This window comes from Methanobrevibacter sp., assembly GCF_045130115.1.
Taxonomy (GTDB): Archaea; Methanobacteriota; Methanobacteria; order Methanobacteriales; family Methanobacteriaceae; genus Methanocatella.
Map to the genome: position 1 here is coordinate 1 of NZ_JBGUPC010000017.1, position 20,766 is coordinate 20,766.

Consider the following 20,766-nt stretch of genomic DNA (forward strand, 5'->3'; position numbering starts at 1 on the left):
TATCCCTACACGCATCCCTAACGAAAGGGCCAATATATTTAGGAGTTAAATTATGGCTCATGCTCTGAAATTACCTTTGATAATTCTATTAGGTGCGTTCATTAACACTCCGACAGAGGAAAGTATGAATAGCTTTGTATACATCGGTAATTCATCGCGAATGTCCTTACGCATGAATTCAATCAAAGGATAGAAATCGTACATCTCACCGTCAGGTCCTAAAGGTGCAACGGTTGTTCCTGTGGTTCTTGAGTATAGCAATTTCATTCCTGGGTTGATGTAGTCCATACCAATATAGGTTTTGTCACCCATCTCTGAACCACCATCACAGACAGCAGTTCCAAGGATATCTATATTGTCGACACCGTAATAGCTTTTGATCAGTTCAACCGGTTCGACTTGTCTGTTGCTTTCGAATATGTCTGATTTTAAAGTTGTTAATGATTTGTAGCTTACAGCCATACTGTTTAAGTTAGCATAGCTTCCAGCAGATTCTTTGAATTTTTCTTGAGCTTTGAGGATAGTCATACCAGTATCATCGCCAGCTTGGAAATTATAGGTTGCAACTTTGGATGAGTTCATTATCATGTCAATAGCTGCCTTTTCAATACTACGGCCGATAAGAATACCAACGTCTTGTAGCATGTCATTAACGGAGATTAAATTGGAATCAAGCATTTGAGCGGAAACATTTAATACTCCGCCGATAGTGTCAATGGAGACAGTTTCACTGATTGGTTTTCTGACGTTTAATTCCTGAAGGGTAGCACCTGGAGCAATATCTTTAGCCTCACCAAGTACACCAGATTGAATAGCTTCCTCGATATTGACTCTTTGTGACATGTAAGTGTAATATTGGCTGTTTTCCTGTATTTCTTGCTTTGGAAGTAATCTGGTGAATTTCATCCATTTGGCTGAAGTGTCAGCAACAATCTGTGCCATTACTTCGTTTTGTACTTTAGCATCATTTCCTTTAGTTAACATTAACATTCACCTCTACGGTCTGCAGGTACCTTTTAAAGCAAGACCTGGCTTGTTTAATAATATTCCTACTTTACTTTGTATAAACAATTTTGTATATTGAGGTAATTCATCGTAGATGTCTTTACGCATTATTTCGATGATTGGATAGAAGTCTGCAATGTTTTCATCGCTTGTAATAGGTGCAACAGTAGTTCCAGAAGATTTGGAATACAATACTGTCAATGGTGCATTCCTAAGATCAAAACCTATGTATTGTTTGTCACCTATTAATGATCCACCATCAGCTTGGGTTGTTCCTAAAAGATCGATATTATCAATACCGTAGTATTCTTTAATATCTTCTACAGGCTGAACTAATTTGTTGGATGAGTAAGCTAATTGTTTTACATAGCTTAAAGTTTTGTAAGACTCTGCCATTATTGTTAAATCGGCACCTGCTCCAGCATTGCCTTTGAAAGCTTCCTGTGCTTTGATAACAAATTTTCCGTAAGCATCCATTGTGTCCTGAGTTTCACTGGTATTGTAAACAGGAACGTTTGGTGAACTGATTAAAGTATCGTAAATGTTATATTCAATACGATTGGCAATAACGGTAGCTACATCACCTAATAAATCTTCGAATGAAACAATATCACTATCAAAAACATCTTTATTAACATTAAGAACACCGCCCACAGTATCAATGGAGATAGTGTCAGTTATTGGCTTTCTAATGTTTAATTCTTGCAAAGATGCTCCTGGAGCAATATCTTTAGCTTCCCCAAGGAGACCTTTTTTAATAGCTTCATCAAGATTAATGTTTTGTCTAAAGTAAGTGTAGTAATCGGAGTTCTCTTTGATTTCTTGTTTAGGAAACAATCTAGCTAACTTCAACCTTTTTGCAGTTTCATCTGTAATGGTTTGAGCTATTACCTCATTTTGTACTTTAGTATCATTTCCTTTTGTAATCATTAATTATCACCTTAAGTTTGGCCTGTAGTGCCAATATCGTATGGTCTGAATACTTCAATGTATTTGTAATCATCTGAGCTTGCAACAGGGTGCATTGCGATATATTCGCCGTCATCTGATTTGATAGCTCCAGTACTAGTTAGAGCTATTTTGTCATTAACAGCAATGTTTGATAATCCACTAGCTAATTTTAATCTGAATAAATGTCCTAATACAAGGATTGCAGTTTTTCTTTTTCCACCAGTCATTGTAACTGGATCGTTAACTGCAATACCTAAAATGATTTCACCTTCAGCTGCAGTGTATTTTTTAACTGTTGGTTTTCCAATATCTGAATTAGCTGATAATGTTACAGCATCATCAACTTTGATTTTATTGCCTGCATACTCATATCCTGGAGTTTCTCCAGTAGGAGTAGTTACAGTGGTTGCAGTAATTGTACCTTCATCTAACAAGAAAGTTGTGACTTCTTTTCTTTCTTCAAGTAAAATAATAGAATCTGCCATTATATATGTCCTCCACTTAAATCTTAATATTACTTAATTTATTATTTAATTTATTATTTATAATATATAAAGATTTATATATAATGGCTACTTTTTTTTAAAAGATAATGAAGATAAACATTACTGATTTAGAATATTGTTATTAATGTAAAAAAGAGATAGAAATAGAAATAAGCCATTATTGTTAAGGATAATTGTGAAATTGAGATGACTTATTTCTATTGAAAACAATATAGGAGTTTTTGTCTTCAATATAATATTAGTAACTTTTGCTATAAATTATTTTCAGCATCAAGAATAGATTGTTCTGCTTCACCTGACTCAATCATTTTAATAGCTATATCAAAATTAGTTTTAATATCACTCATTAATCTTAACTCAGAATCCCAAACTTCATTTTCATGTTCACGAGTAATTCCCCAAACATGGGCATCAAGTTCTCCTTCGATTAAATCTTCAACCTGTAATTCCTCATAAATTGAAAAGTATTTGACTTGAATCTCTTCACGTAATTTCTTAAGCTGTTCGTAATCATTAATGAGATTTTCAACTTGAAGTCTATGTAATTTGAATCTTGCATAATCATACATTAGTTTCATTTTTCTGAAACTATCAAGCACTTCTTTTTCATCATCTTTAAGTTCGTTATATGTTCTTATTTTATCATTAATCATAATAATCACTAATTATTAATTGAATAAATGACTATAAAAGCTTTTTGATATAAGTACAGTTAATTATTGCTTTCAATATGTGATTTTATGAGTTTATATCAATTTTGATTCTTTCATGAAATGTATGTAATATAAAAATTTATATTGTTTTCCTAATAAACATAGTAACAAGTTTATACTATTGTTAAGGATGATTAAATTGACTGTGAAAGCTCCAAAAATTTTAGATAACAAATTTAATTTTGTTTATCAAGAGCTCAGTGATAACATTAAAAAAGGATCTAAACTATCTGTTGTGTCTGCATTGTTTTCAATGTATGCTTATGATAAACTTAAAAAGGATTTGAATAAAATAGACAGTATGCGTTTTATATATACCAAACCTAGTTTTTTAAGAGATGATAAAAAGGAATCACGCCAATATTATATTGATAATAACAGTATTTTTGGAAATGATTATGAAATTAAACTTAAAAATGAATTAACGCAAGGTTCTATTTCTAGAGAATGTGCTGATTGGATAAGGGAGAAAGTTGAAATTAAATCATTTAAAAAACCTAATGAAGCACAACCTCGTATGATTTGTGTTGAAAATAATGATGATTCTAGCATTGCCATTAATGGTACTGTTGACTTTACTACTGCAGGTTTAGGATTGAATAAATCTGATAGGCAAGATATGAATCAATGCGTTTATGGGAAAGACTTTGTACATTCTTCTTTAATGCAATTTAACTTTTTATGGGATAATGAAGATTATTTAGAGGATGTTAAAGAAGAAGTTTTAAATCAAATGCAAACAATGCATAAAGAAAATCCTGCAGAATTTATCTATTTTTTATCACTTTATAATATTTTTTCAGATAGTCTGGAAGAACTTGAAGGTGGAGCTATCCGTGAAGGCAATCAAATTAAAGAAACTAAAATCTGGAATAAATTATATAAATTCCAAAAAGATGCAGTAATTGGAGCAATTGAGAAGATTGAAAATCACAATGGTTGTATTTTAGCTGATAGTGTTGGTTTAGGTAAAACATTCACAGCATTAGCTGTTATTAAATATTATGAATTAAGAAACGATAGAGTTCTAGTTTTAGTTCCTAAGAAGCTACGTGACAATTGGACAATTTATACAAAGAATGATAAAAGAAATATTTTCGTAGATGATAGGTTTAACTATGATGTTTTAAATCACACAGATTTAAGTCGAGAAAGAGGCAAATCTGGGGATATTGACCTTAAAACAATTAACTGGGGAAATTATGACTTAGTTGTTATAGATGAATCCCATAACTTTAGAAACAATCCTGCTGTTAAAGACCGTCAAACAAGGTATCAAAAATTAATGAATGATATTATTAAAGGAGGACATAAAACAAGATTGTTAATGTTATCAGCTACACCAGTTAATAATAAAATGACCGATATTAAAAATCAAATTGCATTTATTACTGAAGAGAATGATAATGCACTATCACATGCTGGAATTGATAGTATTGATCAAACTTTGAGAAAAGCCCAAATGACTTTTAATCAATGGGCCAAACTTCCGGAATCTCAAAGAACTGGTGAAAGTTTCATTGATAATATTGATTTAGATTATTTCAGATTACTTGATACATTAACTATTGCAAGGTCAAGAAAGCATATTGAAAAATATTATGACATTAATGAAATAGGCCATTTTCCTGAAAGAAAAGAGCCAATCAATATTAAATCTGAAATTGATATAAATGAGGAATTCCCTTCCTTAAGAGAGATTAATAAAGAAATTTCAAGATTAAATTTAGGCATATATTCTCCAATGAATTATCTTCTTCCAGATAAATTAGCACAATATGAATTAAAATATGATACTACTGCTCTTGGTGGTGGAATATTTAAACAAAAGGATAAAGATAATGCTTTAGTTCAATTAATGAGAATAAATCTTTTAAAACGTATGGAAAGTTCAATTGAGTCATTTAGATTATCTGTTGAACGATTATTGTATAATATTGATAATGTTTTAGATAAAATTGACAAAGGCATTGACTATAATCCTAATATAAATATTGATATTATTGATCCAGATGAGGATGAATATGAAAATCTGTTATTTGGTAAAAAAAGAAAGATTCTTCTTCAGGATATGGATTTAGTTAAATGGAAACAAGATTTACTATTGGATAAAGAAAAGCTTACTCATTTACTTGAAGAATCAAAAAATATAACTTCAGATAGAGATGGTAAGCTTAAAGATTTAAAAGAAAGAATTACTTTAAAGATTCACAATCCAATTAATCCTGGAAATCGGAAAATAATTGTATTTACGGCTTTTGCAGATACTGCAAAATACTTATACAATAACATTAACGTTTGGGCATTAGAAGAGTTTGGTATACAATCAGCTCTTGTAACTGGTGGTGGAGATAATAAAACTACACTAAAAGGAGTAACAGCATCAGACATTAATGATATATTAACTAATTTCTCACCTAAGTCAAAAGAAAGAGCTAATATTGATCCTGATGCAGTTGATGAAATTGATATTTTAATTTGTACAGATTGTATATCTGAAGGTCAAAACTTACAAGACTGTGATTACTTAATTAATTATGACATTCACTGGAATCCAGTGCGTATTATTCAGAGATTTGGAAGAGTTGATAGGATTGGTTCTGAAAATAAGGAAATACAACTTGTTAATTTCTGGCCAAATATGGAACTAGATGAATACATTGATTTAGAAGGCCGTGTGAAAAATCGTATGGTTATGGTGGATGTATCAGCTACTGGTGAAGAAAATATTATTTCAAAAGACCAAACCATGAATGATTTGGATTATCGTAGAAAACAGCTAGAAGAATTGCAAGATAAAGTTCTGGACTTGGAAGATATTGATAATACTATTTCTATTACAGATTTAACATTCAATGATTTTAAAACAGAATTAAAAGATTATTTGGATGTTAATCAAAAAGAACTTGAAAAAGCGCCGAAAGGAATATATTCAATTGTTGATATTCCCAATGATTTGATTGGTGAAATTGAACCTGGAGTTATATTCTTACTAAGACAAACTACTGGTACTGCAGAATCACTTGAAAAAAATCCATTAAGTCCTTATTATTTAGTGTATACTGGTATTGATAGTAATGTTAAGTTTTCATATATACGATCTAAAAAAGTCTTAGATTATTATAAAAAGCTTTGTTTAGGTAAAAATGAAGTTTTAATTGATTTAGTCAATGATTTTAACTTTGACACTGATGATGGAAGAGACATGCACATATATTCAGAATTATTAGTTGAAACCATTGAAGATATTATTGGTAAAAAACAAGAAACTGGTGTTAAAAGTTTATTCAATAAAGGTGGAACTGCAGTTGTTAAAAGAGACATTGATGGACTTGAAGAATTTGAATTAATAACCTTTTTAATAGTGAGATGATTTTTAATGGTATTAATAGAAGATATTCTTGAAGTTCCAAATAATTGCATTGTTGATGCAGTAATTCCAAAAAAAGAAGTATTTGAAGCTGCTAACTTAAATAGTAAAGATAAAAGAATTTTCACGGATTTGATTAAACAAATTAAATGGTGTTATAATTTTACTGAAGATAATGTCCGTGTTGATAAATTTATTGATGAAGAAAGGCGTTATGAGGAAGTTGAATTAATTAATATTAATCTAAAATATGATAATGTTCATAAGATAGACATTGGTAAATTCAAAGAAGATGATAAAATAGATAGAATTGCAGATATAGTTATGCGTTTTATTCCTTATCCAATTATTCTAACAATACAATATGAGAATGAATTAAAATTTTATACAGCACATATACGTGAAAGTAAAGCAGATTTTGATAAAATTGTAATTGATGGAAAAATTTTATCAACAAATTGGATGAACCTAGATAAGTTAAGTGATATTGAAGAGGATTTTATAACAAAGATACAGTTTGATAATCTAGATAGAACTGATTTTTATTCTTTTTATAATTCTTATTTTGAAGCTGTTGTTCAACATGATGGGGCAATGACCGCTGGTGGAACAGTTAACTTATCAGTTGAGGAAATTAAAAGAATTTATGAGGAAATTTCTATTTTAGATTTGAAGATTAAAGAAATTGAAAAAAAGATTTCTCAAGAAGATAATTTCAATGTTAAAATGGAACTGAATATTAAAGCACATAGTTTAAAACAAGAAAAAGAAAAATTGATAAATGAATTAAAAAGGTGAGTGATTTGGAGGAAATTAAATTAACTGGTGAAAGTAAAGATATTATTTCTGAAAATGTTAATAAATTGAAAGAAATATTTCCAGAAGTAATTACAGAAGAGAAAATTGATTTTAAAAAATTAGAATTAATTTTAGGTAAAGACATTGATGATTCAGCAGAAAAATATAGTTTCACTTGGCCAGGAAAAACTCAAGCAATTCGCGAATCACAAAAACAATCAACAGGGACATTAAGACCTTGTAAAAAAGAAAGTGAACAGTGGAGCAATACTCAGAATTTGTATATTGAAGGAGACAACTTAGAAGTTCTTAAATTACTTCAGAAAAGTTATTATAATAAAATTAAAGCAATTTATATTGATCCTCCATATAATACTGGTCGAGATTTAATTTATGAAGATAATTATAAAGATAATTTAGAAAATTATCTTAATCTTTCAGGACAGTTATCTTCAGAAGATACTACTCAAGGCATTAAATTAACTAATAATCCTGAAACTGAAGGAAGGTATCATACAAAATGGTTGAATATGATGTATCCTCGTTTGAAACTTGCAAGGAATTTATTAACTGATGATGGCGTTATTTTTATTAGTATTGATGATAATGAATTAATAAATATTAAAAAAATGTGTGATGAGATATTTGGTGAAGAAAATTTTATTTCAAATGTAGTTATTGAAACAGCTAATGGTGTTTTTGGGAGTAGAGCTTCACAAACTAAAAGGACATTTGTCAAAGTAAAAGATTATGTTTTGGTTTATATAAAAAATAAAACTAAAATTTCTAATGATTTCCAACCATTGTACATGCCAACAAAAGAGTTATTTGATAATCATTATTCTGTAATGTTGGATGAAAATCTTAATACCACCAGTTTGAATGATTATTTAAAATCTAATAAAGATATTGTGAAACTTTTTAAAAAATATTCTTTAAAAGTTAGTATTAATAATATTTCTAAATTAATGTTTCTTGATGAGGAATTTAATAAAATTATTCTATATGAATTAGCAGACAAAATATATCAATCAGTTGATTTTTCTAATAATGTTCCAGATGATGTGATGAGTGAAATTAATCAAGGAAAAATAGTACGATTTGAAGAGTATATTGTTTACAAAACAAATAATGGTAAGGGTAAAATAAGACAGTATATTCCATTTAAAGATGCATTGCGCATTACTGATGAATATGTGCCAGAATACAAGAGGGCTGTCGCAATTGGAGATTTATGGAAAAATTTCGATTTTGATATGAAAAATATTGATAAAGAAGGAAATACTTCATTTAAGAATGGTAAAAAACCTGTAAGATTAATTAAACAATTATTAAAATGGTTAAATATCAATGAAGGTTTTGTTTTAGATTTTTTTAGCGGATCTGCAACTACTGCAGATGCAGTTTTCCAATTAAATTCCGAAAAAGATGCTAATTTAAAATTTATACTCATACAAATTCCTGAGACAATAGACAATAAATCTTCAGAATTTAATACTATTTGTGATTTAGCTAGAGAAAGAATTATTAAATCTGGTAATATTTTAAATGATGATTCAATAGACACTGGTTTTAAATACTTCCAATTAGATTCAAGTAATTTAAAAAAATGGGAATATGAAAATGATAATTTAGATAAATATTTAATTGCAGATAATATTAAATCAGATAGGAATAATGATGATTTAATTTATGAGATTATGCTCAAATATGGAGTAGATTTAACATTGCCTGTTGTTCAAAAAGAAAATAATATTTATTCAATAGGTTTTGGGGCATTAATTGTTTGTTTGGAAGATTCAATTAACAAGGAGAATACAAAGGAAATTGCAAATAAAATCATTGAAATTGCAGAAAATTCTTCAATTTCACGTGTAGTATTTAAAGATTCTTCTTTCAACGATGGAGATTCTGTAAAAACAAATATTAAAGAAATTTTTAGCAATAATGATATTGATGAATTTATAACAATATAGGAGATTAAATATGGAACAAATGAAATTAAAATTTGATTCTAATCTCGACTATCAAACAGATGCTGTAAATGCAGTTGTTGATCTTTTTGAAGGTCAAAATGCAATGTTACAATATTTCACTGTTTCTGGTCAAGCTAGTTTTTCAGACACTGGTAAAATTGGCCAAGGAATTGGAAACAAAATAGATATTTCTAATGAAGATATTTTAGAAAATCTAAGGAATATTCAAATTAGAAATAGGCTTAATTTAACACAATCATTAACTTCTAGAGATTTCAATATTGAAATGGAAACTGGTACGGGTAAAACTTATGTTTATTTAAAGACAATTTTTGAATTAAATAAAAAATATGGATTTACAAAGTTTATTATTGTAGTGCCAAGTATAGCTATTAAAGAAGGAGTTAATAAAACAATTGAAATAACAGAAGACCATTTTAAAGGTATTTATGATAATGTAATTTATGATTACTTTGTTTATGATTCTAAAAAACTTGAACAAGTACGTAGTTTTGCTGTAAATTCTAATATTCAAATAATGGTTATTAATATTGATGCATTTAATAAAAGTTTCACGCCAGCAAATTTCGATGAAACAAAAAAACAAAATAATACTAACATTATTCACAGAGAACAAGATAAATTAAGTGGTCATAAGCCAATTGACTTAATAGCTGAAACAAATCCTATTGTTATAATTGATGAACCACAATCAGTATTAGGTGGGAAAGGTGAAAAAGCAATTTCATATTTAAATCCATTATGTACGTTAAGATATTCTGCAACACCTCCCGATAAGAAAAATATGGTATTCAGATTAGATGCAGTTGATGCTGCTGAAAAAGATTTAGTAAAACAAATTGAAGTTGCAAGTTTTATATCTGAAGGTTATCATAATGAAGCATATTTAGAATTAATATCAACAAACTTTAATAATTCACCTATTACTGCAAAGATAAATGTTGATGTTAATGTTAATGGAACAACAAGACGAAAATCCGTTACAGTTAAAAAAGGTGATAATCTCGAAGATATTACTAATAGCGATAAATACGCTGGTTATATTGTTGATGAAATTAATCAATTTGATGGGATTGAAAAAGTAATCTTTTCACCAGCTGATGTAGTTTTAGAAAAAGGAATTTACATTGGAGACATTGATGATTTAAGTTTAAAAAGAGCCCAAATTAGAAAAACTATTGAGGAACATTTGGATAAACAATTGGAGTTCTTTAAACAAGGAAAAGATATTAAAGTTTTAAGTTTGTTTTTTATTGATAAAGTAGCTAATTATAGAGTTTATGGTGAGAATAATACTTGGAGTAATGGCGTTTATGCAGATATTTTTGAAGATGAGTATAAAAAAATAATACAAAAAGAAGAGTATTCAACATTATTTGATTATATGGATTTAAAAACACCTGCTAGTGAAGTTCATGGAGGTTATTTTGCAAAAGATAATGAAGGCAGATATGAAGATTCTGAATTAAAAAGTAATGGTGAAGTTAAGGGAGGTGCAGATAAAGTTTCAGAAACATTTAATTTAATTATGAGGGCTAAAGAAGAACTTTTAAGTTTTAATACTCCTTTATGTTTTATATTTTCCCATTCTGCTTTAAGGGAAGGTTGGGATAATCCAAATGTATTCCAAATTTGCACATTAAATGAAACTCAGTCTACTACTAAAAAACGTCAAGAAATTGGTCGTGGACTTAGATTATGTGTAAATCAAGATGGAGAAAGGATTCATGACAAAAATGTTAATATTTTAACTGTTATGGCAAATGGTTCTTATGGTGATTTTGCGCGAAATCTCCAAAAGGATATTGAAGACGAAACAGGGTATAAATTTGGAACAATTAATAAAACTGATTTTGCACATATTATGTGGGTTAATAAACAAGGAAAAGAAGTACCTTTAGATAAGCGTTCGGTTGAAATATTTAATCATTTCAAAAAGATGAAATATATTGATAGTAAAGGGAAAATTTTAGATAAACTTAAAGTTGCTTTAGAAGAAGGTAGTATCAATATTCCAGAAGATTATGAATCAATTAGGAAAGAAATTGTTGAAGTTGTAGAAAAACCTACTAAAAATCTCCCTATTAAATCTGCAACTGATAGGAGAAAAGTCAAAGTTAGAAAACAAGTATTAAATGATCCTATTTTTGAAAAATTTTGGAATTCAATTAAATGTAAAACAACATATTCTGTTGATTATGATAGTGAAGAACTAATTAAGAATTGTGTCAAAGCATTTGATGAAAAATTAAAAGTAAAAGCTCCAAAGTTATTATACCTTAAAAGTGGAATCACAATTGATGCTTCTGGTGTTCATGCCAATGAAAATGGAGAAACAGATGTGATTGAATTTGATGAAGGAGACATTGCTCTTCCAGACATTGTTACTTTCCTTCAAAATCAAACAGATTTAACAAGAAAAACTATTGTTAGAATCCTAAAAGAAAGTAATACTCTTGATTTATTTAAGAAAAATCCTCAAGAATACATGGAAAAAGCTGCTCGTTTGATAAATAACGAAATGAAAAACTTAATTAAAGATGGAATAAAATACACTAAAACTGGAGACTACTATGATCAAGAATTATTTTCTAATGAAGAATTATATGGTTATTTAGAACGAAATATGGTTGAAGCAAATAAATCTGTTTATAATTATGTAGTTTATGATAGTAAAAAAGAAAGAGAGTTTGTTGAAAGTTTAGAAAATAATAGTAAAGTTAAATATTATACAAAACTTCCAGATTGGTTTAAAATCAAAACTCCAATTGGTAATTATAATCCTGATTGGGCAATATTGATGAAATCTGAAGATGAAACAAAAATGTATTTTGTAATTGAAACAAAAGGAAGTACTAATGAATCATCTTTAAGAGATTCTGAAGATTATAAAATTAAATGTGGAAGAAAACACTTTGAAGCATTAGGCAATAATGTAACTTTTGATGTTGTAGATAATTATAGGACTTTCATAACTGATGTTGTAAGTGATTAAAATGAATGAAATAACAAAATGTTTAAACGAATGGAATGCCACTCTTGAGGCATTAGGCCAAGGAAAACAAACAATATTAATTAGAAAATATGGTACTAACTTAAATGAATTTTTACTGTATCCAACAGTTAGTTATACTATTAAAAAGGATTTTTTAAATTCATTTCAGGACAAAGATTTTGCTAAAAGTAATTCATTGCCTGCTGGAGATAATCCTTACGAAGTAAAATACTATGCAACTGTTGAAGAAGTTATTGATAGACCTTCATCAAGAATTGGTACATTTAATAAGTTTCATATTTGGACTCGGGATCATGTTAAAAATTATCTTGGTAGAAATAATGCTAAAATATGGATTTTAAGAGTTTATGAACTTGATGAACCTCAAATATTAAAACGCACTAATGGTATGTTATATTCTAATGTAGAAAAACCTGTTAAACTTGAAGGCAAACCAGTTATACCCGATGAAGAATTTAACAAGTTAAAAGAAGATATTTTAAATACAAAATAAATGCTATATTATTAAAATATAGCTTTATATTAAATTTTTAATTAAATCTAAACCGTTACCAATTTTCATCCTCGATAATAGACTTTTCAGTCTAACCATTTTCAATCATAGCAATGCATATTAAATCAATATTGCAATGTACATGAAATAAAGTAGCTATTTTATCTACTCAATAACTTTTAAAATTTCTTTAGCTATGGCTTTAGCCAATAATGGTGGAACTGCATCACCTACTTGGAAGTATTGAGTAACATAGCGTCTTCTACTTCCATTAGTAGTTCTTCTGCCTAAGAATTCAAAACTATCATCAAAAGATTGCAATCTGGCAGATTCCCTAACCGTTAATGTTCTATTTTCAAAAGGAGAAATATTATCCTCAGGAATTGATACAATAGTGACTGAAGGTTCATTTCTATTTAATCTATTTTTCATGATCTTCCTTGTTAACAGCACATCCAATAATTCATCATTAACATCAGCATTTTTAAATTTTGATATGATTTCGTTTTTATTTAGTGTAGAATTGTCTTGAAGATGCTCCAATAGTTTAGGCTTATCTGATAAATCAATGCCCTCTGTCCTAATCCTATTTCTTAAATTAGTGGCGTTTTCACCCTCTTCAAATAAGGAAAAACGTTCTTTTACCAAGTCAAAATGCCTGGGGAAATCATTATTGGTTATTTCATTTGATGCTATTGGATTGCCATCAACGTCAGGTGTTCTGCCCCTAATCGAATCTAATTGATATTGGGATGGCTTCGGATTGACTTTATCTTTAATGTTTGCATCCTGTATTAAATCGCCAATTGCGTCTTGAACAGAAACAAAGTTGTTTTCATCATGTGTTGGTCTTGGATACCTTGGAGCCATCATGCCCTTTTTGTATGCCATTACTATAATCCTATTCCTTCTTTGTGGAACACCGTAATTAGCGGCATTGAGACATCTTGGATTTAACATGTCATATCCGATTAAATCCAATTCTTCTTCCAGAATATCTGGAACAACATTGCTGTCATAAATATCTCCTTTAAGACCTTCAAAATCATTAAGTTTCAAGTCACAGAACCCCTCTACACTCTTTAAAACAACATAATCCGGTTTAACTTCATCAATTACTCGGACATATTCTTTAAATAATTTGTTCCTCGGATCATTGGCATTTCCAGCCCTACTGAATCCCTGACAAGGAGGACCTCCAAAAATCGCATCAATATGGGGAATTTCCTTACCTTTAAAAATTTCAAGATTGGCAATTGATTCAGTTATTAAATCCCCGGTCAAGTCTTTTATGTCAGCCAATTCAAAATGAGTATTATAGCCTTGTATCAAACCTAACTGCTCATGCCTGTTTATGTAAGTTTTCATCACATCCTCATTGATATCGCTTGAAAACAAAATATCGAATCCTGCTTGGATGATGCCTTCACTCATCCCGCCTGCACCGGAAAACAAATCAATTGCATATGCCATATTTCTAACTCCTTTAATATCATGTTTACTTTTCTACAACAATAATATAACATTATGTTTAATCATTAATATGATTTTAATGTTATTTAAATGTTACTTTTTAAACTACTATGACAAGACCATAAATGTTATTTACATTAAAATGAATAATACAAATTATGAAAATAAAAGAAGAAACAAAAGTTAGAAATCAAGGCGAAATTTCACTCATTACCACAATACCAAAAACCTATGTAAAAGCATTGGATATTGAATCCGGCGATACGATAGAATGGACACTCAATACAGAAACAGAAACATTAGAATTAAAAATAGTTAAATAACTATTAATCACTTATTTTAAATTTTTAACTATCTCATCCCCTTTATCAGTTAATCTGTACAATCTACCTTTTCTAACTTCTGGATTAATGCATTCAACAAGTTCATGTGCTTTTAATTCCGCTAGAACTTTTGAAATATGATTTGGCCTAATTTCCGAATCCTTAGCAATGACAGTTGGTATTTTAACATCACCATCTAAAGATTTCATTACTTTCGTCCTATATTGTGAGATTTTCACATAGCTGATTTCCGTTAACATTTCATCTGACAATTCCATACTATCACTTATGAACTTCTTACAAAATAAATTGTATCATTATCATAGCTGCTTAACGCATCATATGCTGACTGAGTCATGAACCGGAATTTACCAAATACACCATAATCCACACCCATGTATACTGGCCCTGTTGATTTCGCCAAATACATTTGTATGCTTCCTGAATGTTTCAATGGAATGACGCTGTATGGATCAAGTGATTCACTATCCCAGGAACTACCGTTATATTCTTTGATGGCCAGTACAGAGCTTGTGACAATAGCTACACGATAACCTGCACTAACGCCTGTCGGTAATGTGTTTGTTGTTCTTATTTCATCGACTGGCAATTTCCATCCAGCTTCCTCATCACTACCTACGCCCGTATCGCCTTTAGGGCCGGATGCGCCTGTGTCTCCTTTAGCGCCAGTATTTCCAGTATCTCCTTTAACACCTTGCGGACCGGTATCTCCGGTATCGCCTTTAGGGCCGGATGCACCAGTGTCACCTTTGTCTCCTTTTATGCTTCCTACGTTTTCCCAAGCATTATCAAGCCAAACATAAAGAGAGCCGTTTACTAAATAGCTATCGCCGTCATTGCCGGTTGGATGTGCGTTTATTAATTCCTGGTAAGTATTATACGAGCCTTTAATAGTAGTACCCACACCAGTAGCTCCAGTGTCCCCAGTCGCCCCGGTCGCTCCAGTATTTCCAGTAGGTCCTGTGTCTCCAGTATCGCCCTTAGGTCCTTGTTCTCCTTTTTGTCCAGTTGCTCCAGTCTCGCCCGTGTTACCTGTATCACCTTTCGCACCAGTATCGCCCTTATCACCTGTATCACCTTTAATCCCTTGAGAACCTGTGTCCCCAGTTTCTCCTTTCAGTTCAGCTAATTGTTCCGGTGTGAAATCATCATATGTGAATGCATCACCAGTATCTCCTTTAGGCCCGGCCGGTCCAGTGTCACCGGTATCGCCTTTTAAAGCCGCCAATTGTTCTGGTGTGAAATCATCATATGTGAATGCATCACCAGTATCTCCTTTAGGTCCGGTATCACCAACGACCCTGCCAATTTCTATCCATTCTGTATCTGGCATTTTTTATTCCTCCTCATGTGTCCATGGTTCAATGTATACGCTTTCCCATTGGATGTGTCCTCCGGCATCATAAATCATCATTGCCGGATAGAAAGTATCGAATGTTATCTTATCGCTTATGTCTGCTTCATATGTGAAATCATTTGTACTTCCATGCCTTATTGTTGCTTTAACATATCCATTATCATAATACAAGTCAAAATAATACATCTGTGAATCCAAAGTCAATTGTCCAGTAGTAACATTAACATCACGTACGACATGGTCTGATGTTGAATATTTCAATCCTTTCTTGCCAGGATATGCTCCCAATTCTAAGATCTTTGTATCCCTATAATGGCTTAATGATTTTGAATTAACTAATGCTATTGCATCTCCCCATCCTTGATTGCTGTCCTTTTTCTGAATAAGTCCTATTTCAATATGTATTCCATTGGTTGCATCAATACCGTTAGAGTATACCTTAGGTATTGCCATCACTACACTGGCGGATGATGTTGCCTTTGTTAAGTTATAATATTCGCTGTAGCTCACTTCCACGACTTCGAAGGTATGGGAAATGTCTGAAGGATATTTGACTATATCATAATCACCTGTGTTGTAGTCCCATGCATAATCTGAAAATGATGGGAAGGGTGGAACTTCAAAGCTCCAGCTGTCGCTGCCTTTGCCTGCATATACTGTTCCTGAAAATGTTGAGCCTATTTCCCCAACCGTTAATGTTACTGCAGCTACTCCATCATTACCGCTTACGACATTATATGTCTGTCCTCCTGAAACTATTGTTACAAGCATTCCAGAAATAGGATTATCAGTTGACGGATCTGTTATTGTTGCCCCGACACTGATTTGCGCTCCAGGATAAATATCACCGGATGAAGGCGTATTGAAACTGACATCAACATATATCAGATTCCATCTTCTCACCAATTGTATTACACTGTCTGAATTGCTGTAGTAAATACTATTGGCTGTTAATTTCTGCCTCATCAATGTTCTTGCTGTTCCGAGTCTGTTATTTTCCTCAATGACATTACTAGCTATGCTCATTTATATCACACCTGCACCGTAGAATCTAAAGTCCCTATATGAGTATTGGTCTGGCATGTTGAATATTATTGAAGGATAGCATGTTCCTGAAGGAAAGCCATCCCTTGAACAGTTCCAGTCCCCATGCCTTACAAATTGTGTAGGATACTCTACCGTTGGATCATCAGTGTATTCATCAATAACACATGGATGAAATGCCCAAGAACAATCTACGACATATAATTTTTTATTTGGATATTCCGGATTTCCATTGGTTTGTGTTGACATGTATTCATTATTTTCAAAACACTGGACATAGCCCGCACTTCCTGTTCCGTCTCCATACCAATACTTGCCTGCACCACCCAATCCAAAATTAGCCCATGAATCAATATTGAAAGCCATTCCAAGAGCGATGAATCTGGTTTTAGTATCATTGCCCAAGTCAGACGCTATCATGAAAAACTTATGGCCGTCTAATGATGATTTGGTATAGCTTCCAAGGCCAGGAAGTTTAATTCCAAAATAGTTTCCTGAATATCCACTATGAGCTTCTATTACTATATCATCTTGTCCTGGCTCATCATCGTCAAAACCCATTACGTCAAAGCCAGAACTGCCACCTACTCCATTGGCACTGAATAAGTTACTTTGTGCAGATGACCAGCTTAAATCAGAACTGTTGATTGCTGTTGTACAGTATACTCCATAGTCGCCTCCAGAAATGTTTCCGTTTCTGGCCTGAACATAGAAATATCCTTTATCATTAGGCATAGGCACATTAACATTAACACTGCCGTTACTGCCTGTTGTTACTGTTCCTAAAGAAACTGGATTGGGATAAGTAAACTCATCTGGATCAAGTCTATATACAGTAATAGCTGCATTTGGCATAGGGTCTCCGTGATTGTCTGTAGCTGAAACAGTAGCTATTAAGTCACTGCCTGTTGAGAATTTATCGACAAGGTTGACTTTAATGCTTGCCAATTGTGGAACCGGCAATTTTCTAATCAATGGAATTACACCGTCACCTTCTGCATATCCAATTTCTTCTTTTGTTAGAATATCCCTTAAATCGTTTCTGCATGTTGTTAATCTTGAATTCATTGTCTGTTCATTAGTCAAGACCTCAGAAAGGTCGGGAGGAGTGAAAGTCATGTTAATCAGCTCCCAAGCAAATTCAAGTTTGAAGTTTGAGTGGATGTTATTGTTCCGATAGCCGTTTGGATATTTTCAATAGCTATAGCTACCGGTGCGTTTTTAATGGCGTTGGTAGTGTCTGTTGTATCCAATGAGCTTGCAAGATTAACCGGGCCAGTGTCACCAGTATCACCTTTTTGTCCACTATCTCCAGTATCACCTTTAGCACCAGAGTCTCCAGTATCTCCTTTAACTCCTTGTGGTCCTGTATCACCAGTATCACCTTTTAATCCGGCAAGTTGCTGCGGTGTGAAATCTTGATATGTGAATGCATCACCAGTATCACCTTTGGGTCCAGCAGGACCTGTATCTCCAGTATCACCTTTCTCACCAGATGCACCGGTATCACCTTTTTCACCGGATGTTCCTGTATCTCCTTTGGCTCCCTTCAAATTAAAGTATTGGTCAACTAATGCTTTACCATCAACCACACATGCAATATGGCATAAATTATAATCATTTCTTGTTATTACCCAATCTCCAAGATTTACTTCAGTTGCCCATGCATTATCTGCTAATAAATCAGCTACATAAAACCCCCCATACAATGTAGGTCTAGCTGGACATTCTGTTGAAGATAATGAACTATTCCTATAACCATCACGCAATAATATTTGAGCGCCTGCCTTACCAGTAGCTCCGGTTTCTCCTGTATCTCCGTGAATACCTGTAGCTCCGGACATGTCTGTTATGAATGTGAATTCAGAATTTCCTCTGAGATATAATTTAGCGTTATCAGGATCTTCAACGTTAGATTGGATTGCCACAAAGCTTCCGTCTGGAACGTTAACAAAGTCAGCTTCCATTAATGCTATTGTTGCGTATGTTCTATAGATTGTGAATGGTGCTCCAGCAGGGCCGGTATCACCTGTTGCTCCTTGAGGTCCGGTTGCTCCCATTTCACCTCTTAAGTTTCCAACATCTCTCCAGGTCATTTCTTATTCCTCCCATACATAAAGTTCGCCGTCAATTAAGTAAGCGTCTCCTACTTGAGGATTTGGAACGTGCTCTTCTAATTCTTCTAGACTACTGTATGAGCCTTTGATTATTGTTGATATTCCGGCAGGACCAGTAGCTCCTGTATCGCCGGTGTCTCCTTTTTCTCCTTTAGCACCACTAGCTAATTTAAAACAATTAACATAATTGTATTCATCAGAATCTTCCACTGGATGTAGTGCTAAGTATTCGCCTGAAGAATCTTTAACGGCTCCGTTTTCACCCAACTTGATTTTATCTGCTGGTGAAATATCTGTAACGCCACTGGCTAGTTTGAGTCTGTATAGTTGGCCTAACACTAACACACTAGCTTTTCTTTGGCCGTTATCCATTACTGTTGGGTCATTAACGACAATACCGATTGGTATCTCATCATTACTGCCAGTATATTTCTTGACCATTTCTTTTCCGATTTCTGATTTGTCTGAGATTGTAACAGTATCTTCAGGATATAATTTGTTTGTATAGTCATAGCCTATGCTTTGGCCTGTTTCTGTAACGACGTCTTTTGATGTTACATCCCCATCATCGAGTAAAAATGTTGTGACTTCTTTTCTTTGTTCCAATAAAACTATTTGGTCATGCATTAAACACTCACCTCATATATGTGATTGCCTTTAACGTCTGGATTGCATTTAATATTCATTCCGTATTTTCTAGCTTCTGTGCAGAAATACAAGTCCTCTGACAGTACTGTGTCATTGCCGTAGATTACGTATTTGAAATATGGATATGGCATTTTTTTGAAGACATTAACATTAACGAGAGCGATTCCTAAGCCACCGCCTTTAATGTCAAATGGATTGTTAGCTTTCCATAATGTTTCGCCATAGATCATGTTTTTGTCAGTGTAGTCCTTGCCAAAATCAAAGATGACAGTTTGATCTGTTGTTGTTCTTTTCTTGTAGTACCAGCCTAAAGCAATATCGGTTTCACATTCCAATAGCTTATTGATTGTTTGTCTAGGCACATTAACGTCTGAATCTATCATTAACACATAGTCAAAGTTGTATTCTATTGCAAGCTTTGCTATTTCGTTTCTTGCACGTGCACAATCATATCCTTTGACATAATCAAAATACAAAAGGTAATCCTTAGGATTTATCAGATTGTAAATGCTTTTGAAGCATTCAGGTTTGATATTCTCAAATGTTGGAACGGCAATGAGGATTTTACCTTTCACTTCTTACCCTCCAACTTTTCGATTCTATCTTCAAGTTCATTCAAATTAATCTGGTCTTCACGCTCACATCTATATTCATAAATATCAATTAGTGCGACAATGACAATGGCTAATGCAAATGGCAATAGTCCTTCGATTAAAGCATACTTTGTGGCGTTAGTCATTATGATGTTGATAGCTATCGCTGTTAAAACGGCACTGGAAATTGTTTTGGTAAAGTTGCAAATAAATATCTTCTTTTTAATTTTGTTCATGATAACAATATCCTCCAGAGAAGCCTATTGTTTTTCAGGATAACCCAAAACTCTTTTAGCTTTCTGTTTTGCGTCTTCAACATCTCCTTCGCCTCTTATCCTACT

At 32.1% G+C, this 20,766-nt stretch carries 19 protein-coding genes; 6 read left to right on the forward strand and 13 right to left on the reverse strand.

Annotated elements, in window-relative coordinates; all coding sequences use genetic code 11:
- Nucleotides 1-57: 57 nt before the first annotated feature.
- The 4 genes from ACJMML_RS03045 to ACJMML_RS03060 form a co-directional block, all read right to left on the reverse strand.
- Complete coding sequence (locus ACJMML_RS03045) at nucleotides 58-984, reverse strand: hypothetical protein (RefSeq protein ID WP_405305915.1); 927 nt, start codon at nucleotides 982-984, stop codon at nucleotides 58-60.
- 12 nt (nucleotides 985-996) lie between these two features.
- Nucleotides 997-1,935, reverse strand: a complete 939-nt coding sequence (locus ACJMML_RS03050; RefSeq protein WP_405305916.1) for a hypothetical protein — start codon at nucleotides 1,933-1,935, stop codon at nucleotides 997-999.
- A gap of 11 nt (nucleotides 1,936-1,946) precedes the next feature.
- Complete coding sequence (locus tag ACJMML_RS03055) at nucleotides 1,947-2,441, reverse strand: hypothetical protein (protein ID WP_405305917.1); 495 nt, start codon at nucleotides 2,439-2,441, stop codon at nucleotides 1,947-1,949.
- Nucleotides 2,442-2,713: 272 nt separating this feature from the next.
- Nucleotides 2,714-3,115 (reverse strand): hypothetical protein, encoded by a 402-nt coding sequence (locus ACJMML_RS03060; protein WP_405305918.1) that lies wholly within the window; start codon nucleotides 3,113-3,115, stop codon nucleotides 2,714-2,716.
- Nucleotides 3,116-3,320: 205 nt separating this feature from the next.
- Between ACJMML_RS03060 and ACJMML_RS03065 the strand changes: the two genes are divergently transcribed.
- Genes ACJMML_RS03065 through ACJMML_RS03085 form a run of 5 tightly spaced genes read left to right on the forward strand, consistent with a single transcriptional unit; the run spans nucleotide 3,321 to nucleotide 12,849 of the window.
- Entirely contained in the window at nucleotides 3,321-6,548 is a 3,228-nt protein-coding gene (locus ACJMML_RS03065; RefSeq protein WP_405305932.1) for a helicase-related protein, read from the forward strand.
- A 6-nt stretch (nucleotides 6,549-6,554) separates the two neighbouring features.
- Nucleotides 6,555-7,343: a DUF4391 domain-containing protein gene (locus tag ACJMML_RS03070; RefSeq protein WP_405305919.1), complete on the forward strand. Its 789-nt coding sequence runs from the start codon at nucleotides 6,555-6,557 to the stop codon at nucleotides 7,341-7,343.
- Nucleotides 7,344-7,348: 5 nt separating this feature from the next.
- Nucleotides 7,349-9,319, forward strand: a complete 1,971-nt coding sequence (locus tag ACJMML_RS03075; protein ID WP_405305920.1) for a site-specific DNA-methyltransferase — start codon at nucleotides 7,349-7,351, stop codon at nucleotides 9,317-9,319.
- A 10-nt stretch (nucleotides 9,320-9,329) separates the two neighbouring features.
- Nucleotides 9,330-12,335, forward strand: a complete 3,006-nt coding sequence (locus tag ACJMML_RS03080; protein ID WP_405305921.1) for a type III restriction-modification system endonuclease — start codon at nucleotides 9,330-9,332, stop codon at nucleotides 12,333-12,335.
- A 1-nt stretch (nucleotide 12,336) separates the two neighbouring features.
- Nucleotides 12,337-12,849 carry a DUF1802 family protein gene (locus tag ACJMML_RS03085; protein ID WP_405305922.1) on the forward strand — a complete coding sequence of 171 codons (513 nt, stop codon included), beginning with the start codon at nucleotides 12,337-12,339 and terminating at the stop codon, nucleotides 12,847-12,849.
- 165 nt (nucleotides 12,850-13,014) lie between these two features.
- Here the strand turns inward: ACJMML_RS03085 and ACJMML_RS03090 are convergent, their stop codons facing one another.
- Complete coding sequence (locus tag ACJMML_RS03090; RefSeq protein WP_405305923.1) at nucleotides 13,015-14,322, reverse strand: DNA cytosine methyltransferase; 1,308 nt, start codon at nucleotides 14,320-14,322, stop codon at nucleotides 13,015-13,017.
- 158 nt (nucleotides 14,323-14,480) lie between these two features.
- Between ACJMML_RS03090 and ACJMML_RS03095 the strand changes: the two genes are divergently transcribed.
- Entirely contained in the window at nucleotides 14,481-14,645 is a 165-nt protein-coding gene (locus ACJMML_RS03095; RefSeq protein ID WP_405305924.1) for an AbrB/MazE/SpoVT family DNA-binding domain-containing protein, read from the forward strand.
- A gap of 11 nt (nucleotides 14,646-14,656) precedes the next feature.
- Here ACJMML_RS03095 and ACJMML_RS03100 read toward each other — a convergent pair whose 3' ends face one another.
- Genes ACJMML_RS03100 through ACJMML_RS03135 form a run of 8 tightly spaced genes read right to left on the reverse strand, consistent with a single transcriptional unit; the run spans nucleotide 14,657 to nucleotide 20,661 of the window.
- Nucleotides 14,657-14,923: a transcriptional regulator gene (locus ACJMML_RS03100; RefSeq protein WP_405305925.1), complete on the reverse strand. Its 267-nt coding sequence runs from the start codon at nucleotides 14,921-14,923 to the stop codon at nucleotides 14,657-14,659.
- An 8-nt stretch (nucleotides 14,924-14,931) separates the two neighbouring features.
- A complete protein-coding gene (locus tag ACJMML_RS03105) occupies nucleotides 14,932-15,999 on the reverse strand; it encodes a hypothetical protein (RefSeq protein WP_405305926.1) in 1,068 nt (355 codons plus the stop codon).
- A 3-nt stretch (nucleotides 16,000-16,002) separates the two neighbouring features.
- Entirely contained in the window at nucleotides 16,003-17,049 is a 1,047-nt protein-coding gene (locus tag ACJMML_RS03110; RefSeq protein ID WP_405305927.1) for an Ig-like domain-containing protein, read from the reverse strand.
- A complete protein-coding gene (locus tag ACJMML_RS03115) occupies nucleotides 17,050-18,186 on the reverse strand; it encodes a hypothetical protein (RefSeq protein WP_405305928.1) in 1,137 nt (378 codons plus the stop codon).
- Nucleotides 18,187-18,191: 5 nt separating this feature from the next.
- Nucleotides 18,192-19,163 carry a hypothetical protein gene (locus tag ACJMML_RS03120; RefSeq protein ID WP_405305929.1) on the reverse strand — a complete coding sequence of 324 codons (972 nt, stop codon included), beginning with the start codon at nucleotides 19,161-19,163 and terminating at the stop codon, nucleotides 18,192-18,194.
- Nucleotides 19,164-19,166: 3 nt separating this feature from the next.
- Complete coding sequence (locus tag ACJMML_RS03125) at nucleotides 19,167-19,811, reverse strand: hypothetical protein (protein ID WP_405305930.1); 645 nt, start codon at nucleotides 19,809-19,811, stop codon at nucleotides 19,167-19,169.
- The gene (locus ACJMML_RS03130; RefSeq protein ID WP_405305931.1) at nucleotides 19,811-20,407 is read right to left on the reverse strand and encodes a hypothetical protein; all 597 of its coding nucleotides are present in this window, start codon (nucleotides 20,405-20,407) and stop codon (nucleotides 19,811-19,813) included. The genes ACJMML_RS03125 and ACJMML_RS03130 overlap by 1 nt, the downstream gene beginning before the upstream one ends.
- Nucleotides 20,404-20,661 (reverse strand): hypothetical protein, encoded by a 258-nt coding sequence (locus tag ACJMML_RS03135; RefSeq protein WP_295115475.1) that lies wholly within the window; start codon nucleotides 20,659-20,661, stop codon nucleotides 20,404-20,406. Before ACJMML_RS03135 ends, ACJMML_RS03130 begins: the two co-directional genes overlap by 4 nt.
- Between the last annotated feature and the right edge of the window lie 105 nt (nucleotides 20,662-20,766).